Origin of the sequence: Serratia sp. CY27727 (assembly GCF_052169275.1) — a bacterium.
Taxonomy (GTDB): Bacteria; Pseudomonadota; Gammaproteobacteria; order Enterobacterales; family Enterobacteriaceae; genus Serratia; species Serratia sarumanii.
Window position 1 is genome coordinate 504856 of sequence record NZ_JBJNLB010000001.1, and the last position, 17165, is coordinate 522020.

The following is a 17165-nucleotide window of genomic DNA, read 5'->3' on the forward strand; positions in this document are numbered from 1 at the left end:
TTAAAAAACAGGGCTTCGGCCCTGTTTTTATTTGTGTCTCCCGGTAACGTTTTATCCTGCAGATTTCCCCTTCCCCATCATTTTTTCTGTCGAATCCTTCCCGTTCACAAGATCGCGGTGTTTTTATCGCAAACGGTTGGCAAAGCCGATAACTGGCGCTACCCTGATGCTTCTGTCTGCTTAACTCCGAGATTTGGAAGCACCTGACATGTTTGAAAAAATCACCGCCGCACCCGCCGACCCGATCCTGGGCCTGACCGACATTTTCCGCGCCGACGCCCGCCCGAATAAAATCAATTTAGGGATTGGCGTTTATAAAGACGAAACCGGCAAAACGCCGGTGCTGACCAGCGTAAAAAAAGCTGAACAGTATCTGCTGGAAAACGAGACCACCAAAAACTATCTCGGCATTGAAGGCATCCCGGCGTTCGCCAGCTGCACGCAAGAGCTGCTGTTCGGCAAAGAGAGCCCGATCGTTACCGCGCGGCGCGCGCGTACCGCACAGACGCCCGGCGGCACCGGCGGCCTGCGCGTGGCGGCAGACTTTATCGCCAACCAGACCAGCGCCAAGCGCATCTGGATCAGCAACCCAAGCTGGCCAAACCACAAGAACGTCTTTAGCGCCGTGGGCCTGGAAGTGCTGGAGTACGCCTACTACGACGCCGCCAACCACGCGTTGGACTTTGACGGCCTGCTGAACAGCCTGAAACAGGCGCAGGCCGGTGATGTGGTGCTGTTCCACGGCTGCTGCCATAACCCGACCGGTATCGATCCAACGGCGGAACAGTGGGCACAGCTGGCTGAGCTTTCCGTCGCCAATGGCTGGCTGCCGCTGTTCGATTTCGCCTACCAGGGCTTCGCCAACGGTCTGGAAGAAGATGCGCAGGGCCTGCGTATTTTCGCCGCCAAACACCAAGAGCTGATCGTTGCCAGCTCCTACTCGAAAAACTTCGGCCTGTACAATGAGCGCGTCGGCGCTTGCACCATTGTGGCTGCCGATGCCGAAACCGCCGATCGCGCCTTCAGCCAGGTGAAAGCGGCCATTCGCGCCAACTACTCCAACCCGCCGTCACACGGCGCGGCGGTTGTCGCCACCATTCTGGGCAACGATGCGCTGCGCGCGATGTGGGAGCAGGAGCTGACCGACATGCGCCAGCGTATTCACCGCATGCGTCAGCTGTTCGTGAACACCCTGCAGGAGAAAGGCGCGCAGCAGGACTTCAGCTTCATCATCCAGCAGAACGGCATGTTCTCGTTCAGCGGCCTGACCAAAGAACAGGTGCTGCGTCTGCGCGAAGAGTTCGGCGTCTACGCTGTGAACTCGGGCCGGGTGAACGTGGCCGGCATGACGCCGGACAACATGGCGCCGCTGTGTGAAGCCATCGTCGCCGTGCTCTAAAGGCATCGACGCAGGTCATAAATCGTAAAAAAGGGCGCTCTATGCGCCCTTGATTATTTCTGCCGGGAAATAATCGTTACCACACCGCCGGCTCTTCGCGCAGGAACGGGTTGGTCTGGCGCTCGTGGCCGAAGGTCGACATCGGGCCGTGGCCGGGAATAAAGCGCATGTCGTCGCCCAACGGCAGCAGTTTGGTGCGAATAGAGGCGATCAGCGCCTGATGGTCACCGCGCGGGAAGTCGCTGCGCCCCACGCCGCCGTTAAACAGCACGTCGCCCACCAGCGCCAAACGCGCCTGCTCATTGATAAAGACGATGTGGCCCGGCGTGTGCCCAGGGCAATGCAACACCTTGAGCGTCATCTCGCCCACCTGCATCTCATCGCCTTCCGACAGCCAGCGGGTCGGCGTCAGCGGCGCGCACTCTTCCAGCCCAAACATCCGGCTCTGCGCCGGCAAACCGTCCAGCCAAAACGCGTCTTCTTTATCCGGGCCATAGATTGGCACCTGATAATGGCCCGCCAGCTCCGCCGCCGCGCCGACGTGATCCAAATGGCCGTGCGTCAGCAAAATCTGGGTGATCGTCACCCCCTGCCGCGCGACTTCCGCTTTGATTTTTTCCGCTTCACCGCCGGGATCGACCAACGCCGCCTGCTGCGTGTTTTCACACCAAATCAGACTGCAGTTCTGGCTAAAGGCGGTAACGGGAATAAGATGGTATTTCATAAGGCTCCAACGACAATAACGCCGCTTCCGCAAGGGGCGGCGTTATTCACTGACGGCACAGCGATTACCAGGTCCGAACCGGGCCGGTATCGATGTGTACGAAGTTGCTACGTGGGTAATATCCTACACCACCGGCGCGCATTTTTAACGCCGCTTTGCGGATATTGCTCAATTGGATACCTTCAATGTGGAAATCCATCGCCTGGCCTTTGGTGTGGTAGCTGTGCTTGGCCACGCCGCGGCTATGCGCACGCAGTTCGTTGTTGGTGTCTACGGAACGGTATCCAGAGATCAGCTGCACCGGCTTGCTGGTGCCCAGCAGCCCCTGCAGACGATAAAGGTGATCAAACAAGCGGGGATCGATCGATTTAACCTTGTTGGCGCGATAATCGCGGAACAGATGATTTAGCCGCACCAACTCTTCTTTATTGTAACCTTTGCCGTCAAAGAACTCGGCTTTAATAGATTCACCGGTATTCAGGTTATTCAACACTAAAATACGCGGTCGAGCGGTGGAAATACTGGCAAACGCCTGCCCAGGAAGCAGCGCTATGCCCATAGCGGCGCCACCTAGCGCCAGCCATTTACGGCGGTGATGATCAATTTTGTCCATGACTCTGTTAAACCCGGCAAGAATGTCAAAATAAATGCACAAAGCAGCGCACTGTCCGAACCATAACCGCCTGCGTATGCTGAGTCAACCCGCGATACGCCTAGGTTTACAGGCCCCCGGCTACGAGGGCCTGCGGTATAGCCAAACATTCTGACCGTTATTTATTTATAATTACTGCATTTACTGCATTAATTTTTTGGCCTGAGCCAAAATTTGTGCGCCCGATCGCACCGTATTATCATAATTGTAAATATCTGTACGGAATTGCGGTTGGCCGTCATCCGAAACCCAGGCGGTCAGATAATACAGTTTTACGGGAATACGCTGGCGAATATTCACATAAGTGGTATTCCCTTCTTTCAGCGTGGAAGACACGCGGCTGTTGTTCCAGCCGGCGTCCTGCAGCAGCATATTCGCCAAATCGGAAGCCTTGTTCACCCGCACGCAGCCGGAGCTGAGCGCGCGGATGTCTTTCTGGAACAGGCTGTGGTTCGGGGTATCGTGCAGGTAGATGGCGTCCGAGCTCGGCATATTGAACTTGAAGCGCCCCAGCGAGTTGGTCGCGCCCGGCGCCTGACGCACGCGATACGGGAAGTTGCGCGCAGAGATCATGCTCCAGTCGATCATCGCCGGGTTGATCACTTCCGCATCGTTGCTCCAGCCCGACAGCACGGTATAGCCGTGTTTCTGGAAGTAGTTACCGTCACGCATCGCCTTCGGCACGATGTCCTCACGCACCAGGGTAGTCGGCACGTTCCACGGCGGGTTGACCACCACGTTGTTCAACGCGCTGCTCATCAGCGGCGTCTTGCGGCTCGGCCGCCCGACGATAACGCGGGAAGACAGCACCTCATTGCCGTTCTGGTAGTAGGTCAGCGAGTAGTTGGGAATGTTCACCATGATGCCGGTGCCGACATGCCCCGGCAGGATCCGCAGGCGCTGGATATTCAGCGCCAGCAGCGCGGCGCGGGTTTTCGGTGACACGTTGAGCCACTCGCGGGTGCGCACGCCGATCACGCCATCCGCCGTCAGCCCTTGCCATTTCTGGAAGCGCTTGACGCCCTCCACCAGTTCGTCGGTATAGAGGTTATCGCTCACCACGCTGCCAATCTGCGGCGGCGTCTGTTCCGCGGTCAGCTCCGTCACCGGCGCTGCCGATGGGCTGACCGTCACGCGGCTTTTCTCTTCGTCTACCGTCAGCCCGCCGTCGTCGGGCTCATTGATCTTCGCCGAGACCACCGCCGGTTCCGGATCCGCTTCCGGCGCCGAGGCGGCGAGCATACCGGTGCGCGTCAGGATCTCACGCAGCGCCGGAATATCATTGCTCATTTGGCCTGGACGCAGGCTCGGGCCGCTGCCCACCTGCGGCCAGGGACGATTATCCGCCAGCATGTCGCGCAGCGCCTGATGCATCTTGGCGTATTGCGGATGCTGCGGCGCGAGCGAATTCACGTAGCTCAGAGTACGCGCCTGGCGCACCGCCAGCTGCCATTGGTTGATCACCGCGGTGGGCGGCAAGCCAAGCTTGTAGGGAATATTGCTGTACAGCCAGTTGTTGCCGTTGGCACCGATGGCGGAGACGAACTGCAAATAGCCCAGCATCGCATCGGACAGCACCGCATCGCGGCCCGCTTCACTGAGCGCCGGATCGGTCAACATCTTCACCCATTGGGTGAACTGCGGCTGCACGCCGGACATCGCCAGCTCGGCCAGCTGCTGCTGAAACTGCTGAACGGCTTCGCGATCCTGCCACATCGGCTGCATGTGATTCGCCGCATACAGCGGCGCCAGCGTGGACAGGTAGTGCAAATCCATGCCGCGCGGCAACGCGGCCAGCAGTTCAGAACGGCTCTGCGCAACGGACATGCCTGCTGATGCCACCGGCAACGCCGGGACGGTGGCCGATGCGGAAAACGACGACACAAGACTACAGGCGATAGCGCCACTCAGCGCCAAACGTCGTAGAGAGTTTCCCTTTTTAAGCAACATCCCTTGCCCCCTGTATGCTCACAAAAAAAACGTCAAAAACTGCATATAGTTTCAGTATACAAACAGAAAGGCCGTTTCGCCCTGCGGGCGTCGAATAACTGTTTATGTGATTAAACTAACCGCTTTTCAACGGATAAAAAAGCAGGACTATCATCCACGCGCACAAAAAAATAGCCACCCTGCGGCGGCTATTTTCGGATTTTTAGGGCGTTTTTCTGCGTTACGGCGTTTCAACCGGCGCAGCACCCAGCGCCGGCGGCTCGCCGGCGAAACCGCGCAGCCCCACCACGTGCACATGCTCGTGGTTCTGGAACACCTTACGCACCAGTTTATAGGTGGTGCCCTTCTCCGGGCTGATGTTTTCCGGTGCTGCGATAATCAGCTGCATCTCCAGACGGTCGCACAGTTCGAACAGCGTAGCGATCGACTTGGCATCCAGACGCGCCGCTTCATCGAGGAACAGCAGGCGGCACGGCGAGATGTCTTTGCCGCGCAGGCGACGGGATTCTTCTTCCCAGCTCTGCACCACCATCACCAGGATTGACATCCCGGTACCGATGGCTTCACCGGTAGACAACGCGCCGCTTTCCGCACGCAGCCAGCCGTCGGAGCCACGGTATACCTCCACTTCCATCTCCAGGTAGTTGCGGTAGTCCAGCAACTCCTCGCCGATGGTCTGCGGCGTGCGCTGCCCCATGTCGATCTGCGGATTCAGGCGCTGATACAGTTTGGCCAACGCTTCGGAGAAGGTCAGGCGGTTGCTGTTGAACAGATCCTGATGCTGTTCCTGCTGCTCGGAGAGCACGTCCAACAGAGTGGCGTGCGCTTCGCGCACATTGACGTTCAGCCGCACGCTCTTCACCTGGCCGAAGGAAACGGCCTGCAGCCCCTGGTTCAGCATGCGAATGCGGTTCTGTTCGCGCTGAATGGTTTTGCGAATGATGTTGGCCACGCTTTTCGAACTGATCGCCAGCTTCTGCTCGCGCGCGGTCAGCTCTTCGGTCAGACGGCCCAGCTCGATTTCCATCTGTTCGATGGCTTCGACCGGATCGTCGGTGCGGATGATGTCCTGACGGATGCGCTCGCGCAGGTGCTGGTACACCGCGATATAGAACTGAATCTTACGCTCCGGCCGCTTCGGATCTTCCGACAGGCGCAGCACGTCGCGCAGGTGTTCGTTATCCGCCACCGCCAGACGCAGCGCGCCGAGCGCCTTATCCGACATCGAGCGCAGCTCGTCGCCATCCATATACGCCAGCTCGCGGCGGTGCAGGCGGCGTTCCACGCCGTTGTCTTTCACCAGGCGCATCACCGCGCACCAGCCCGCCTTGGCGGTCACCACCTGCTCGCGCAACTGGTGATAATCGCGTTCCAGCTTGCGCAGTTTCTTCTGCAGGCCGTCCATTTCGGCTTCGCAGAAGGTCAGCTGTTTCTCCAGCTGATTGCGGCGAGCGCGGTTGTTGCTCAGCGCCGCATGCAGTTCGTCGCGACGCGCGCGGGCGCGCGCTTCGGCATTGGCGTCGGCCTGCACGCCGATGTCCACCAGCTCCTGGCTCAGCTCTTTCAGCATGTCGCGCTTGGCGTCGTACGAACTTTTCAGCGAAGCCAGCACCTGACTGTACTGGGTGAACTGAGTTTGATACTGGCGCAGTTGCTCACGGGCGCGGGCGCGTTCGGCTTCCGCCTGCTCCAGACGCTGGCGCAGCTTGTCGTTCAGATCGTTGTTGGCGTTCTGCATGCCGGCGGAGTCGGTATAGCTGAAGTGCGCGCGACGCTGCACCACTTCAGTGAGCGCGAACGCCTGCTGTTTAGCCTGACGCTGCACGCTTTGCGCCTGCGCGTAATCCTGCTGCAGCTGTTCATGCTGCTGCGGATCGCTCTGCAGCACCGACAGCAGCGGCTCCAGCTTGGCCAGCGACACGCCGTGCTGCTGAATATGACGCGCGGCGTCCTGCGCTTCTTCCAGCTCTTCGCGCATCTCGTCGACGCGGTCCTGCAACGTTTCATCGTTCAGCAACGACACCAGCGGCATCAGGCGGTTGAGCGCGGAAATACCCTCTTTGGCCTGATCGTACTGCTGACGCTGCTGCTGGTTCTGCGCTTCGTGATTGTTCAGCGCGCGTTCGATTTCGCCACGGCGGGCGTTCAGGCCGCGGATCTCCGCTTCCGGGTCGGCGTCGAACGCCACCGCCAGATGGGTGCCGATAAAGCGGCTGAAAGCCTGGTGCGAGCGCTGGGTTTTCTGCACGTCGAACGACAGCGTGGCATAGCGCTCCGCCAGTGTTTCACGCTCGGCATGCAGCACTTCCAGGCGGTTTTCGCGCGCCGCGCGGCCGAACAGCGGCACTTCCGGGTAGCGGGAATAACGCCACTGGCGATCGGCGATTTTCACCACCACCGCTTTTTCCTGCTCTTCGACGGCGAATACGCTGTCATCGAACGACTGCGGATCCCCTTCGATCAGGTAAAGATCTTCCGGGCAATCTTCCAGCCCTTCCAGCATCTCGCGCACCAGCGACAGATCCGGCACCACGATGGCGTGGCGCGAAGGGCCGTACAGCGCCGAGAAGTAAGGCGCGTCGTCGATGGTGACGTCATCGTAAATTTCCGACAGCAGCACGCCGCCGAAACGTTCGGCCAGCGTGACCAGGCGTTGATCTTCCGCGCCGCCCGGCTGGCTGAGACGTTCGATCTGCGCTTCCACTTCACGTTTGCGGGCCGCCACTTCGTCGCGCTCGACGGTGGTTTCACGCTCGCGCTCCAGCAACTGCTGCATGTATTCGGTCACCTGCTGGCTGTTTTCCAGCGGCTCTCCGCTCTGATCGCTGAGCTGGCTCAGAGCGTCCTGCGCCGCCAGCCACACCGGCGCGCGCGCCGTCAGCTCACGGATGCGCTGCTGGATCTGCTCCAGCTCCTGGCGCATCTCCATGCGGCGCTCGCCGGCTTCGCTGACGTTCTGCGACAGCGCTTCCAGGCGCTCTTCCAGCTCCTGCTGCAGCATGTCAAGATCGTCCGGCTGGTACTCTTGGCCATGGCGTTTGCAAAACTCTTGCAGCAGGCGCTCGGCGTCCTGCTGCGAGCGCAGGCGCTGTTCCAGTTCGCTCAGGCGCAGGCGCAGCGGCTGAACGCGCTCGGCGAGGTGCTGCTGCGAAGGCCAGTCGCGCAGCAATTCGCGCGCGCACTGCCAGGCTTCGCTGCGGCTGACCTGGCCGGCGATTTTACCCACCAACTGATAGGCCTGTTCGAACTGGCCGTGCGCGGCGTCGGCCACGCTCAGCTTCTGTTCCAGCATCAGCAGCGCTTCGGTCGCCTCCTGCTCGCGGGCCTGGAAGGTATCCAGCCACTGTTCGGCGTTGTCTGCGGTCAGATCCGGCAGTTGGCACAGCGCGCGTGCGCGCTCCAGCGCCTGCAGCGCCTGCTGATACTGAATGGCGCGGGTCTGCTGCACGTCGAGCGCCTGCTGGTAGTCGGCCAGTTGGCTCTTCAGCTCATCCACTTCCAGCTCGGCCGCTTCGGCGCGCGCTTCGTTTTCGGCCTGTTGCTCGCTGGCCTCGGCCACCACTTCGTTCTGCTCTTCCAGACGGTAGGTCAGCTCTTCCAGATCGGCTTCATAGCGTTCGATCTTCTCCTGCTGACGCATCGCCGTCTGCACCAGATTCAGGTGGTCGCTGGCGGCCTGGTAATCGGTTTCCAGATCGGATTCGGCACCGCTCTGTTCGCTCAGCTCGCGCGCCATTTCCACATGGCGATACTGTTCGGCAGCCAGCTGCTTGCGGCTGCCCAACAGATCGCTGCGCAGCGCCAGCGCGCCGTCCAGGTGGATGCGGCGTTCGTTGGCGTGGCGCATATAGTCCGCCGCCACATAGGAAGTGGCCTCGGAGATCAAATGCTTGAACAGGTCGCGGTCCGACTGGGTGACGCGGATCGCCTCCAGCGTCATGCGGTTTTCGCGCAGCGCCGCCTCCATGTCCTGGAACGCCTTGCGCACGCCGCTGTTTTCCGGCAGCAGGTAATCGCGCAACGAGCGGGTGATGGCGCTGGAGATACCGCCGTACAGCGACGCTTCAATCAGACGGTAGAACTTGCTGCGATCGGCGGACGAACGCAGGCGTTTCGGGATCACGCCCAGATCGAACATCAGCGAGTGGTAATCGGTGATGGAGTTGAACTGCTTGAACTGCACGCCCTCCATCTCTTCCACGCGATCTTTCAGCTCTTGCAGCGACAGCACGCGCGCCTGGCGCTCACCCACGGTCTGGGTCAGCAGCTCGGTCGGCTGTACCGCGGTCGGCAGGCCCTGGATGGTGAAGGGTTTGATGTCGACCTTGCGATCGCGCCCCGCCACCTGCTGCAGACGCACGCCGACCACCACGCGCTGGTGGCGCGAGTTGACGACGTCGAGGGTGGAGTAGCACACGCCGGCGCGCAGCTTGCCGTGCAGGCCTTTATCGCGCGAACCGCTGGTGGCGCCCGCTTCGGTGGTGTTACGGAAGTGCAGCAGCGTCAGATCGGGGATCAGTGCGGTGACGAAAGCCGCCATGGTGGTGGATTTCCCTGCCCCGTTACCGCCGGACAGCGTGGTCACCAGCTCATCCAGATCAAAGGTGCGGGCGAAGAAGCCGTTCCAGTTAACCAGCGTCAGCGAGCGAAATTTACCGCGTTCAATCATTCCTGTTCATCCTCTGCACCGTCAGGAGCGTTATCAACCTGCTGATCCTCAGCCTCATTCTCATCGTTCAGCGACAGGCTGGTTTCAACCGGCATCGCCTCGCCGTCGCGAATCATGCGCAGCTGCGCTTCACGCGGATCGTCGCCGCTGCGCACGTCGGCGCCGAAGCGGAACACCGCCTCGGTAATGCGGAACTTGCTGCTGTCATTGCCCATGAAGTAGACCATGCCAAGGCGGCGCAGGCGGTTCAGCGAGGTGCGCACCTTTTCGTGCAGCTTCTGCCGATCGAGATCCGAACCGGTGGAGCGCTGATTGACGAACTTCAGCAGCTTGTTCTCATCGGCCAGGCTCAGCAGCTCGTCGTACAGCTCCTGATGGCTGAAAATGCCTTCGTGCGCCAGGCGCTCGGGGCTGAGGTACAGGTAGCACAAGATCTTACCCACCATCATATCCAGCTCGGACAGCACCGAGCGCGGGATCAGCGTGGTAGAGCGCGGGCGCAAATAGAAGAAACCTTCCGGCGCCCGAATCAGCTCGACGCTGTAACGGGTGTAAAATTCTTCCAGCTCATCCTGGAAATCCATTAAAAAGGCATGGTTGTCCAGCTCATCGATACCGATGTGACGACCCGCGCGCAGTTGGCTGTCCAGCGCCGGGAACAGCGAGTTGGACAGTGCCTTGGCCAGCTTGACTGGCATTACTTGTTCAATATTTGTCGATGACATGGGCCTGGACCTTGGCTCCGTAATCATTGATTGCCTGCCATTCCGCCGGCAACCCTGAGAAATCTGCTTCAGCCACACCGAGGCGCACTGCCTGGTCGACCACTAAACGTGCCACGTCGAAATGACGCGCACGCGGATATTGCGCCAGATAATCGCGCATCACCGCTGCAAGGTTGAGCGGCATCTGCTGTTCCTGATACACCTTCAGCGCCTCTTCGATCATCGCCGCCAGCTGTTCGCGAATTTCGCTGAACTCTTCGAACTCCAGATCCGGCGGCAGTTCCCCGGTCACTTCCTCGCTGCGCAGCGCCAGTTCTTCGTCGCGCATGTCCAGCAGACGATCGGCATTGGCATGGGTCAGCGCCCACGGGTGGTCGAAATAGGTTTGCACCGACTGGCGCAGGCGTTGGGCGAACACGCGGTTTTTATCCATATCGATAGCGGTACGGATAAATTTATGCACGTGGCGATCGTAGCCGATCCACAGGTCAATCGCCTGCTGGCCCCAGCTGATGATGCGATCCAGCTTGCTTTGCAGATCGAACACCAGCTTGTCGACGAAGCCCAGCTCCACGTTGCCGAGGGTGGCGTCCTGGATGCGCAGCAGGTTGGCCTGCAGCTTGTCGCCCGCCGCATCCAGCGTATCCTGCAGCTCGCGCAGGGTGCCCGAGGTTTCCGACAGCAGCATCTCGCAGCTGGAGATCGCCGCCCGCCAGTCTTTGCTCAGCAGCGCCGCGATGTCGTTTTTCACGCTCTGCTGCTGCTCGTCCATCACGCGTTGGGTCATGTCGATGCTGTCGAAGATTTCCGCCACCGAATATTTCAACGGCGCGAACACGTTGCGGTGCCAATGGAAATCGTCACCGCCCTCTTCGGCGGCGTCGGCGGCACGCTTGAGCTCCTGCGCCACGATCGACAGCTGCATCGACAGACGCAGCGTGGAGAATTCGCGTTGGCGAATATAGTAATCGGTAATGCCGATGCCCAGCGGCGTGAGGCGGTAAATCGCGTTACCGTCCGCCAGTTCGCTGGTAAAGCGGTTCAACAGGCGCTGGCGCACCATGTCGTTGATCGCATTGTTGGCGCGCATCGCCACCGTTTCATGCGTCTGTTCAAAACCCTTGCTGACATGGCGAAATGCATCAACCAGCTCACCTTCGCTCATCTCGCCGTCCAGCCGTTCGCCGTTCAGGGTGGCGATGGCGAGCAAAAATGCGAGACGCTCAGTAGGGAGCGAAATAGAGAAATCATTTTTCCGTGCCCAGGCGACCAGTTCGGGTACTGTCTGGGAAAATTCACTCATAGTTCGTCCTTCAGGTTTGGTTTATGCGCCATGACGTGAATATAGCGCCCCAAACTCACGTACGGCTCCTGCCGGCAATAGTGCTGTTCAAGCGCCAGTAACTCTTCAAATTTTTGTGTTTGCAGCTGTCTGCTCTGCAGATAGTCGTGGAACACCCGCACCCCGGTTTTGCCGCTGATGCGCATGCCCAGCTGTTCCAGCCAACCGTAGACCAATAGCGGATCGTGCGGATATTGCGGCGACAGCGAACGCTTGCGGCGCCGCCTGACCTCGGGATCCACCAGTTGGAAATTACCCAACACCACGTTGCGCATCAAGAGGCCGTTGGCGTTGAAGAACATCAGCGACAGCGCGCCGCCCGGCGTCAGGCAGTCATACAACGCCTGCAGCGCCGCTTCGGGCTCGGCGATCCATTCAAGCACTGCATGAAACAATATCAGATCAACCGGCTGTTCCAAATGTTGAGCGATATCCTGCGCAGAACTTTGTACGAATTGCATGTTCTGGCTCACACCTTTCTGCTCCGCCAGCTGCGCGGCGCGCTGGATCATCTCACCAGAAAGATCGCACAACAACACCTGATGTCCTAATTCTGCCAGCTGGCAGGCCATATGGCCTTCACCGCCCCCGGCGTCGAGGATGCGCAGCGGCCGCTGCGGCAACTGCGCCAGCAGCCCGGTCAGATCCTGCCAAACCACCGCCTGGCGGATTTTTCCTTTCGTGGTGCCGTAAATATTACGCGCAAATTTTTCAGCAATATCGTCAAAATTGCGATCCTGCATGGACAACGGCTCCGCTGATCTCATTCTTGTCGGCGGCAAAGCGCACGCCCATTCAAACCTGCTATTTTGGCACAGACTGGCTTAGAATGTATCTTCTTGCGGCCCGTTTATGCCTGGATGCCGCTTTTTCACCCAAAAGGATCTGATTTTCGATGCTGTTCAACCTGAAAAAGTTCTTTGGCGCCCTGCTGATGCCGCTGCCGCTGTTGATGCTGCTGATGGGGCTGGCGCTGCTGCTGCTGTGGTTCACCCGCTGGCAAAAAAGCGGTAAGACGATTTTCACGCTGAGCTGGCTGTTTTTACTGCTTTTCAGCCTGCAACCGGTGGCCGACCGGCTGCTGCGGCCGATCGAAGCCGAATACCAGACTTATCGCGGCAACGATCCGGTCAGCTATATCGTGGTATTGGGCGGGGGCTATACCTACAATCCCGATTGGGCGCCCAGCTCGAACCTGCTCGGCAACAGTCTGCCGCGCGTGACGGAAGGCGTGCGGCTTTATCTTGCGCATCCCGGTGCCAGGATGGTGTTTACCGGCGCGTCCGCCGGACGCATGCAAAGCAACGCCGCCACGGCGGCGCTGGTGGCCGAAAGCCTGGGCGTGCCACGCAGTGATATGGTGATCCTGGGGGAACCGCGCGATACCGAGCAAGAGGCCGCTCAGGTCGCCAAGTTGGTCGGCAAGCAACCCTTCATTCTGGTCACCTCCGCCAACCATCTGCCGCGCGCCATGCGTTTCTTCAAGGCCAAGGGCCTGCACCCGATCCCGGCGCCGGCCAACCAGTTGGCGATCGACTCGCCGCTGAATATCTGGGATCGCGCCACGCCGTCGTCAATGTTCCTCGGCCATACCGAGCGCGCCTGGTATGAAACGCTGGGCAGCCTGTGGCAATGGCTGAAAGGCGCGGACCGCGCTGGCGCCGAGTAAGGCCCGTTCAACCGGCCAGCCAGGGCAGCAGCTGTTGCGACGCATAGTCGAACGGCCGCCGCTCCAGCTTGCCGGTATGGATCAAACGCCCCACCGCTTCCCACACCACGTACAGCCAGCGCCGCGCCAGAAAAGCGTCGGCGACCGGCGCCCGCCGCAGATAGCTGAACAGCAGTTGGCTGGGCATACCCGCCTCGCACAGGCGGAAAAGATCGTATTCGCGTGGCGCCCACAGCACCACGCCGGGATTGAGCATCGCCAGCAGTTGATCGCTTTTGGGATCTTTCAGCATGCTGCGCAGCGACAGGTTGCCGTGCACCAGAACGCAAGGATCGTCGAAGCCGACGAAAAAATGGGTCAGCGCTTCGCGCGTGCGGTACAGCAAACGGCGATCCGCCATGGTCAGCTGCGGGGTGGTGAGATTGACCACCGTCGCCCACAGCACTTCGACCCGCTGTTGATACCAGCAAAACCAGTCGTTATCCTGCGTGCTGTCAACGCTGCCGACGCTGCCGTGGCTGTCGATGCGGTGCCAGGCCAATATCCCGTCAACGATCTGCTCCATCAGCATATTCCAGCGATCCGGCGAACGCGTCGGCGCTTCAGCCGACACGCCGCGCAGGCGCTCGATCAGCAGGATTTCCTTGTACGGCGCCTGGTGGGTACACACCACGCCGTACACCGTAGGCAGGCGAATATCCCCGTCGCGCGCCAGCATTGACAGCTTGTACGCCTCCTGCTGGGCGATACCCTGACAGATAAAGCTTTTCGCCATCAGCGGGATCGCGTTGCCCTGCCGATCGTACAGCGAATACATATGCGCATAAGGCTGCTCGCTCACCCGCTCCAGCCGGCTGATGGACTCACCCAGCACAATGCTCAGTTCGGCGCGTAACTGCTCCATAAGGCATTCACCTCAGGCTAATAGGGGGAATGCGTAACATCATCGAACGGTGAGCGGAAAAATTCTTCAACGCAGATCAACAAAACGGGGATCAATAATGGAGGGTATTACATCGTCGGCGCGTTGCGCGCCGCGCCGACGAACTCAGGCTCAGGGTTGAATGCTGTCGCGCACGCGCTGGAGATCTTCCGGCGTATCGACCCCCACGCTCGGGATCGCTTTCGCGACCGCCACGTGGATTTTTTCACCGTACCACAGCACCCGCAGCTGTTCCAACAGCTCGATCTGCTCCAGTTGGCTCGGCGCCCAGCTGACGTAGCGGCGCACGAAGCCGGCGCGATAGGCGTAGATGCCGATATGACGCAGCAGGCTGTCGCCGATGCTCTCTTTCGACGCGGCGAAACGCTCGCGATCCCACGGAATGGTGGCGCGAGAGAAATAGAGCGCGTAGCCCTGCGCGTCCATCACGACCTTCACCGCGTTGGGGTTGAAAGCCTCTTCGGCGCTCTCGATCGGCACTGCCAGCGTCGCCATGCCGGCCTGGCTGCCCGCCAGGTTCTCCGCCACCTGACGCACGATCACCGGCGGGATCAGCGGTTCGTCGCCCTGCACGTTAACGATGATCTGATCGTCGGCAAAGCCGTAGTGCGCGATCACTTCCGCCAGACGCTCGGTGCCAGAATGGTGATCCGGGCTGGTCATGCACACTTCGCCGCCGGCGGCTTCCACCGCTTTGGCGACTTCAGGGTGATCGGTCGCCACGATGACGCGGCTGGCGCCGGACTCGCGGGCGCGCTCCATCACGTGCACCACCATCGGCTTGCCGTGAATATCGGCCAGCGGTTTGCCCGGCAAACGGGTTGAGGCGTAGCGGGCGGGAATAATAGCGATAAAACTCATGCGTGCTTCTCATCCAGCGACAGCGCACGCGCTTCATTTTCCAACAGCACCGGAATGCCGTCGCGCAGCGGGTAAGCCAACCCGTCCGCTTTGCACACCAGTTCCTGGTTTTCTTTATTGAAATAGAGTTTGCCGTTGCATACCGGGCAGGCAACGATTTCGAGTAAACGGTGGTCCATGCATCCTCCGCTAGGGGATTGGTCATCTGGGAAAGGCAGTGAGGATAGCATAACGCCCGGCCTCAGGTTAATCACCGGCGGCGCCAACCCACCGATATTTCCTCAGCGCGCCGGCGCAACAGCTTGAACTGCGGCGCATCCCGGCGTAGAATTTTGTGATACAAATCACAAAAAGGCCGTGATACGTGATCAAACGTCTGCATAAAATCATCGCTCTGTTCGCTAACTTCAGCCACTGAGCCCCTTTATAACGAGCGGCGCTGAACTTCGTTTTACCCCACCGACGGCGTCGCTCGTTATCCCACTTCCCAGCCGGTACCCCATTCAGCGGCCAACGCCGCCGGAATGTCGCCCAGCGCGACGCGTTGCGCACCGTGCCATTTGGCCGTACGCGCGATGGCCTGCCGAATATCCTGGGCCCGCCGTTTGCCGAAGCGCACCCGCGGCTCCGCATGAAAGCTGATGATCTCGAACACCCCCTGGCGGCGGTGCGCCTTGGCGTCAATGCGCCCCACCAGTTCACCCCGATGCAGCACCGGCAAGGTGAAGTAGCCATAGCGGCGTTTTTCTTTCGGCGTATAGCACTCCAGCCGATAGTCAAAGTTGAACAGCTCGAGCGCCCGGCGGCGATCCCAAACCACCGGATCAAACGGCGACAGCAGGCTGGTGACCGTCGATTTCAGCTTGCCCTGTTCCGCCAGCGGCAGCAGTTCCGTCAGTGAGCCATGCACATAGAACTGCCCTTCCAGCCCCTCTACCCGCACCGGCGAAATCTCCCCCTGATCCTGCAGCTCTGCCAGCAAAGTTTTTGGCGCCACGCGTTTCAGCCGATAGTAATCCGCCAACCATTCGGCGCGGAAAATGCCCAGATAGCGGCAGGTGCGATGCAACATTTGCCGGCGCGCCCGCTCCGCAGGCAGCGCATGACGCGCATCGTCCCAGGCCGGCAGCAGCCTTTCGGTCAGATCGTAAACCCGGTGGAAGTTGCGACGCTCGGCCACCATCAGCTTGCCGGCGGTAAACAGGATCTCCAGATGCCGTTTCTCCGGTTTCCAGTCCCACCATCCGCTGTTGCCTTTCTTCTCGGCGCTGAAATCGGCGGAGCGCACCGGCCCCTGTTGTTCGATGTGCCGCAGCAGGTTGTCCATCGCCGCCTGGTGCTGCTGCACCCAGTCGGCGGAATATTTCCAGCCCATATCATGCGGCGCCAGCATGCGATGCCGCAGCAGACCAAAATCCTCGATCGGCAGGAAACAGGCTTCGTGCGCCCAATACTCGAACAGCTTGCGGCCGGCGAGCGCCTGCTCCAGCCATTCCGGTTGATAGGCCCCCAAACGGCTGAACAGCACCAGATACGGGCTGCGGGCGACGACGCTAATGGTATCGATTTGTAACAGCCCCATGCGCTGGATCGCGTTCACGACGTCGTCGGGCCGAGCCTGGCGTTTAAGCGGAGAAAGCAGCCCCTGGGCGGCAAGGTGCAGCGCGCGAGCGGCGGTAAGGGAAATTATCGGGGTGGTCATCCTGATATCCGTGGCAAGTAGGCAATGGCCTGATAATAGTGGATATCGAGGGATTTATCTTCGCCAGTGCATGCGGGTGGCGACACCGGCACTGGCGAGGAAGGTGGATGCGATCAGAACGCGATAACGTCTGCCGCGGACAGCCCATGTGAGCTGCGATAGATCGAGAACTCGACGTTCTGACCTTCGTTCAACGACTTATTTTTGGTGTTGGCGATAGCGTTGCGATTGACATAGATTTCGTCGCTGCCATCTACCGGTGAAATAAAACCATAGCCTTCGGCCTGATTAAACCATTTCACGCGGCCCATTTTTAACACAGTATTTTTAAACATAACTTATATCCTTTTACTTGAGCATCCTTGACAACGTCATTTTTTATATTGTCTGGACGCTACCAGCCCATCCTAAAGTTTTTCGTAACAAACCTCTCGTGAGCAAAAAATAAAAAACCCGCACTAAGGCGGGCTTGTTGAACTTAATATCTTCCGCATGACTCAGCGCTGACGCATCACCATGGGTGTATTAA

General features: G+C 59.9%; 14 protein-coding genes. 2 read left to right on the forward strand and 12 right to left on the reverse strand.

Annotated features, from left to right (window positions below):
- Positions 1–208: 208 nt before the first annotated feature.
- The gene (locus ACJ8HB_RS02645; RefSeq protein WP_033637868.1) at positions 209–1399 is read left to right on the forward strand and encodes an amino acid aminotransferase; all 1191 of its coding nucleotides are present in this window, start codon (positions 209–211) and stop codon (positions 1397–1399) included.
- A gap of 76 nt (positions 1400–1475) precedes the next feature.
- Here ACJ8HB_RS02645 and ACJ8HB_RS02650 read toward each other — a convergent pair whose 3' ends face one another.
- The 7 genes from ACJ8HB_RS02650 to cmoM all read right to left on the reverse strand — a co-directional run bounded on the left by ACJ8HB_RS02650 (position 1476) and on the right by cmoM (position 12204).
- Complete coding sequence (locus ACJ8HB_RS02650; protein WP_047568316.1) at positions 1476–2123, reverse strand: MBL fold metallo-hydrolase; 648 nt, start codon at positions 2121–2123, stop codon at positions 1476–1478.
- Between the two features lie 64 nt (positions 2124–2187).
- The gene (locus ACJ8HB_RS02655) at positions 2188–2736 is read right to left on the reverse strand and encodes a YcbK family protein (protein WP_033637866.1); all 549 of its coding nucleotides are present in this window, start codon (positions 2734–2736) and stop codon (positions 2188–2190) included.
- Positions 2737–2916: 180 nt separating this feature from the next.
- On the reverse strand, positions 2917–4725 hold the full coding sequence (gene ldtD, locus ACJ8HB_RS02660; RefSeq protein WP_072008419.1) for a L,D-transpeptidase: 1809 nt from the start codon (positions 4723–4725) through the stop codon (positions 2917–2919).
- Positions 4726–4945: 220 nt separating this feature from the next.
- The gene (mukB, locus tag ACJ8HB_RS02665; RefSeq protein WP_033637864.1) at positions 4946–9394 is read right to left on the reverse strand and encodes a chromosome partition protein MukB; all 4449 of its coding nucleotides are present in this window, start codon (positions 9392–9394) and stop codon (positions 4946–4948) included.
- The gene (mukE, locus tag ACJ8HB_RS02670; RefSeq protein ID WP_033637863.1) at positions 9391–10119 is read right to left on the reverse strand and encodes a chromosome partition protein MukE; all 729 of its coding nucleotides are present in this window, start codon (positions 10117–10119) and stop codon (positions 9391–9393) included. Before mukE ends, mukB begins: the two co-directional genes overlap by 4 nt.
- Complete coding sequence (gene mukF, locus ACJ8HB_RS02675; RefSeq protein WP_047568318.1) at positions 10100–11422, reverse strand: chromosome partition protein MukF; 1323 nt, start codon at positions 11420–11422, stop codon at positions 10100–10102. Before mukF ends, mukE begins: the two co-directional genes overlap by 20 nt.
- A complete protein-coding gene (gene cmoM, locus ACJ8HB_RS02680; protein ID WP_047568321.1) occupies positions 11419–12204 on the reverse strand; it encodes a tRNA uridine 5-oxyacetic acid(34) methyltransferase CmoM in 786 nt (261 codons plus the stop codon). The genes mukF and cmoM overlap by 4 nt, the downstream gene beginning before the upstream one ends.
- Positions 12205–12356: 152 nt before the next feature.
- On the opposite strand from cmoM, the gene elyC reads away from it, so the two are divergent.
- The gene (elyC, locus tag ACJ8HB_RS02685; protein WP_047568323.1) at positions 12357–13130 is read left to right on the forward strand and encodes an envelope biogenesis factor ElyC; all 774 of its coding nucleotides are present in this window, start codon (positions 12357–12359) and stop codon (positions 13128–13130) included.
- 7 nt (positions 13131–13137) lie between these two features.
- Here the strand turns inward: elyC and ACJ8HB_RS02690 are convergent, their stop codons facing one another.
- The 5 genes from ACJ8HB_RS02690 to ACJ8HB_RS02710 form a co-directional block, all read right to left on the reverse strand.
- Positions 13138–14034, reverse strand: a complete 897-nt coding sequence (locus ACJ8HB_RS02690) for a YcbJ family phosphotransferase (RefSeq protein WP_047568325.1) — start codon at positions 14032–14034, stop codon at positions 13138–13140.
- A 150-nt stretch (positions 14035–14184) separates the two neighbouring features.
- A complete protein-coding gene (gene kdsB, locus ACJ8HB_RS02695; RefSeq protein WP_004928235.1) occupies positions 14185–14934 on the reverse strand; it encodes a 3-deoxy-manno-octulosonate cytidylyltransferase in 750 nt (249 codons plus the stop codon).
- Positions 14931–15113 carry a Trm112 family protein gene (locus ACJ8HB_RS02700; protein WP_004928237.1) on the reverse strand — a complete coding sequence of 61 codons (183 nt, stop codon included), beginning with the start codon at positions 15111–15113 and terminating at the stop codon, positions 14931–14933. Before ACJ8HB_RS02700 ends, kdsB begins: the two co-directional genes overlap by 4 nt.
- A gap of 296 nt (positions 15114–15409) precedes the next feature.
- The gene (locus ACJ8HB_RS02705) at positions 15410–16636 is read right to left on the reverse strand and encodes a winged helix-turn-helix domain-containing protein (RefSeq protein WP_047568326.1); all 1227 of its coding nucleotides are present in this window, start codon (positions 16634–16636) and stop codon (positions 15410–15412) included.
- Positions 16637–16749: 113 nt separating this feature from the next.
- A complete protein-coding gene (locus ACJ8HB_RS02710; RefSeq protein WP_004928241.1) occupies positions 16750–16971 on the reverse strand; it encodes a cold-shock protein in 222 nt (73 codons plus the stop codon).
- Positions 16972–17165 lie beyond the last annotated feature (194 nt).

What these genes read in the sequence shown, in the direction of transcription:
- ACJ8HB_RS02645 (WP_033637868.1), top strand. Translation starts at nt 209, where the DNA reads ATGTTTGAAAAAATCACCGCCGCACCCGCCGACCCGATCCTGGGCCTG.
- ACJ8HB_RS02650 (WP_047568316.1), bottom strand. Translation starts at nt 2,123, where the DNA reads ATGAAATACCATCTTATTCCCGTTACCGCCTTTAGCCAGAACTGCAGT.
- ACJ8HB_RS02655 (WP_033637866.1), bottom strand. Translation starts at nt 2,736, where the DNA reads ATGGACAAAATTGATCATCACCGCCGTAAATGGCTGGCGCTAGGTGGC.
- ldtD (WP_072008419.1), bottom strand. Translation starts at nt 4,725, where the DNA reads ATGTTGCTTAAAAAGGGAAACTCTCTACGACGTTTGGCGCTGAGTGGC.
- mukB (WP_033637864.1), bottom strand. Translation starts at nt 9,394, where the DNA reads ATGATTGAACGCGGTAAATTTCGCTCGCTGACGCTGGTTAACTGGAAC.
- mukE (WP_033637863.1), bottom strand. Translation starts at nt 10,119, where the DNA reads ATGTCATCGACAAATATTGAACAAGTAATGCCAGTCAAGCTGGCCAAG.
- mukF (WP_047568318.1), bottom strand. Translation starts at nt 11,422, where the DNA reads ATGAGTGAATTTTCCCAGACAGTACCCGAACTGGTCGCCTGGGCACGG.
- cmoM (WP_047568321.1), bottom strand. Translation starts at nt 12,204, where the DNA reads ATGCAGGATCGCAATTTTGACGATATTGCTGAAAAATTTGCGCGTAAT.
- elyC (WP_047568323.1), top strand. Translation starts at nt 12,357, where the DNA reads ATGCTGTTCAACCTGAAAAAGTTCTTTGGCGCCCTGCTGATGCCGCTG.
- ACJ8HB_RS02690 (WP_047568325.1), bottom strand. Translation starts at nt 14,034, where the DNA reads ATGGAGCAGTTACGCGCCGAACTGAGCATTGTGCTGGGTGAGTCCATC.
- kdsB (WP_004928235.1), bottom strand. Translation starts at nt 14,934, where the DNA reads ATGAGTTTTATCGCTATTATTCCCGCCCGCTACGCCTCAACCCGTTTG.
- ACJ8HB_RS02700 (WP_004928237.1), bottom strand. Translation starts at nt 15,113, where the DNA reads ATGGACCACCGTTTACTCGAAATCGTTGCCTGCCCGGTATGCAACGGC.
- ACJ8HB_RS02705 (WP_047568326.1), bottom strand. Translation starts at nt 16,636, where the DNA reads ATGACCACCCCGATAATTTCCCTTACCGCCGCTCGCGCGCTGCACCTT.
- ACJ8HB_RS02710 (WP_004928241.1), bottom strand. Translation starts at nt 16,971, where the DNA reads ATGTTTAAAAATACTGTGTTAAAAATGGGCCGCGTGAAATGGTTTAAT.